Raw genomic sequence first — 2,187 nt, 5'->3', positions numbered from 1 at the left:
GCCGTGGACCGCCGCGAGCGCGGGGCGCCCCGCGTCCGCGAGCGCGAGCAGGGCAACGGGCGCATTCGCGACGTGGGCCGCGAAGCGCGCCAGCCGCCGCGCGTCGTTCAGCTCGGAGGAGGAGGTACCCTGGGGCTGGTGCCGGGTGGGAGATTCCATCGGGGGGCTGGGGAAGGACGGCTGCCCGGCCCGCCGGGGGGGCGCGGGCGGGCGCGGAGGCGCCGGGGGGAGGGAGCGGACCGTTTCCGGGTCCGCGACGAGTGCAACATACACGAGGGCGTCCGCGGGGGCAACCGTCTCCCCGGGTGCATGATCGGCACGCCGGAGCACGCCCCGTCGGGCGCCGACGTGTGGTAGAAGTGCAACACATTGTGACCATCGTGCCCCAGCGGTAACGTTCCGGGCGTCCGCACGTCCCGGCGGGAGACGCGCGCGCTTCCAGCGGCGGCGCCGTTTCCGCGGGTCGGCGCGGGCTCCCGGGCGGGGCGGAGCTCCACTGGTCCCGGCATTGCCGCGTGGCGGGCGGGCTCCGCTGGAGCTGCGGCCGGCGGAACGGCCCGGGACGCACCCGCTGCATGGAAGGAGCGATGAGCCGAAGGATCCTGGTGGTGGACGACGACGCCTCGCTGCGCGTGGCCTTCGAGTTCCACCTGACGCGCTCGGGATACGAGGTGGCGGCGGCGTCCAGCGCGGAGGAGGCGCTCGGCGTGATCCACCAGTTCGGCCCCGACGTGGTCATCACCGACATCCAGATGGAAGGGATGAGCGGGCTGGAGCTGCTGAACCGGGTGGGGGAGTCGCTCCCGGAGGTGGACGTGGTGGTCATCACCGGCTACGAGGACATGCGCAGCGCCATCGGGGCGATCCGCGACGGGGCCTACGACTACCTCGTCAAGCCCGTGGACGTGGACCAGCTCGACATGGTGCTGCAGCGCTGCTTTCGCGACCGCTCGGCGCGCCGCCGCCTGGGCGACGACACGGTGGCGGGCGGGGCGGCGGACCGCACGGACATCCTGGTGGGGCGGTCGCCCCGCATGATCGAGATCTACAAGACCATCGGGATGCTGGCGGGGACGCGCGCGCCGGTCCTGATCCGGGGGGAGACGGGGACGGGGAAGGAGCTGATCGCCCGCGCCATCCACTACCACTCGCCGCAGGCGGACGAGCCGTTCATCGCCATCAACTGCACGGCGATCGCGGAGAGCCTGCTGGAGTCGGAGCTGTTCGGGCACGTGCGGGGCTCCTTCACCGGGGCGGTGGCCGACCGCAGGGGACGCTTCGAGTTGGCCGGCTCGGGGACCATCTTCCTGGACGAGATCGGCGACACCTCGCCGGCCTTCCAGGCGAAGCTCCTCCGGGTGCTCCAGGAGCGGGAGTTCTACCCGGTGGGGAGCGAGCGGCCCCGCCGCACGGAGGCGCGGGTGATCGCGGCCACGCACCGCCCGATCGAGGAGCTGATCGCGGAGGGGAGCTTCCGCGAGGACCTGTACTTCCGCCTGCGGGTGGTGGAGATCCGCCTCCCCCCGCTCCGCGAGCGGCGCGAGGACATCCCGCTCCTTGCCGAGAGCCTGCTGGCGAAGGCGGCGCGCGAGATCCACAAGGACGTGCGCGTGATCCCCGCGGCGGTGGTGAAGGCGCTGCAGTCGTACGACTGGCCCGGGAACGTGCGCGAGATGGAGAACGCGATCATGCGCGCGGTCGTGCTGGCGCCGGGGCCGGCGGTGTCGCTGGAGGGGCTCGGGCTGGGAACGCTGCAGCTGCAGGGCGCGGCTTCCGAGGGGAAGCCGGAGGAGACCACGCTGGACGCGGTGGAGCGCGCCCACGTGGAGCGGATCCTGAAGCAGACCGGCGGGAACAAGCGCCGCGCCGCGTCGCTGCTGGGAATCTCCCGGCCGCGGCTGGACCGGATCCTCGCCAAGCACGACCTGGCGCCCCCCGGCACGACGGCGTAGCCCGCCGGCCGAGCCGGGAGCCCGGCAGACACATGAGTCATCCCGAACTTTGGAAATGAGGTAGGAGCGAAGTTCGGAGACTCAGGCAGAGGAAGCAGATTGCAGCCCGAATGCGGTAGAGCGGAGTCGAGACCTCTCGGCTCCGCTTTCCTGTTCTGGGGCAGAAGCCTCTGAGCAGAGCCTCGCGAAGATCCTTGAGCTCAGGATCGAGCAGGCTGAGGAGGAAGGCGTAGAC

General features: G+C 72.0%; 1 protein-coding gene. It reads left to right on the top strand.

The window, feature by feature from the left end:
• The first annotated feature begins 587 nt into the window (after window positions 1-587).
• Window positions 588-1,952: a sigma-54 dependent transcriptional regulator gene (locus VGR37_09775; protein ID HEV2147677.1), complete on the top strand. Its 1,365-nt coding sequence runs from the start codon at window positions 588-590 to the stop codon at window positions 1,950-1,952.
• Window positions 1,953-2,187: the final 235 nt, after the last annotated feature.

The sequence above is a fragment of the Longimicrobiaceae bacterium genome (assembly GCA_035936415.1).
Taxonomy (GTDB): domain Bacteria; phylum Gemmatimonadota; class Gemmatimonadetes; order Longimicrobiales; family Longimicrobiaceae; genus JAFAYN01.
Note: the sequence above shows the minus strand (reverse complement) of the source record. Positions and strands in the feature narration are given on the sequence as shown.

What these genes read in the sequence shown, in the direction of transcription:
- VGR37_09775 (HEV2147677.1), top strand. Translation starts at nt 588, where the DNA reads ATGAGCCGAAGGATCCTGGTGGTGGACGACGACGCCTCGCTGCGCGTG.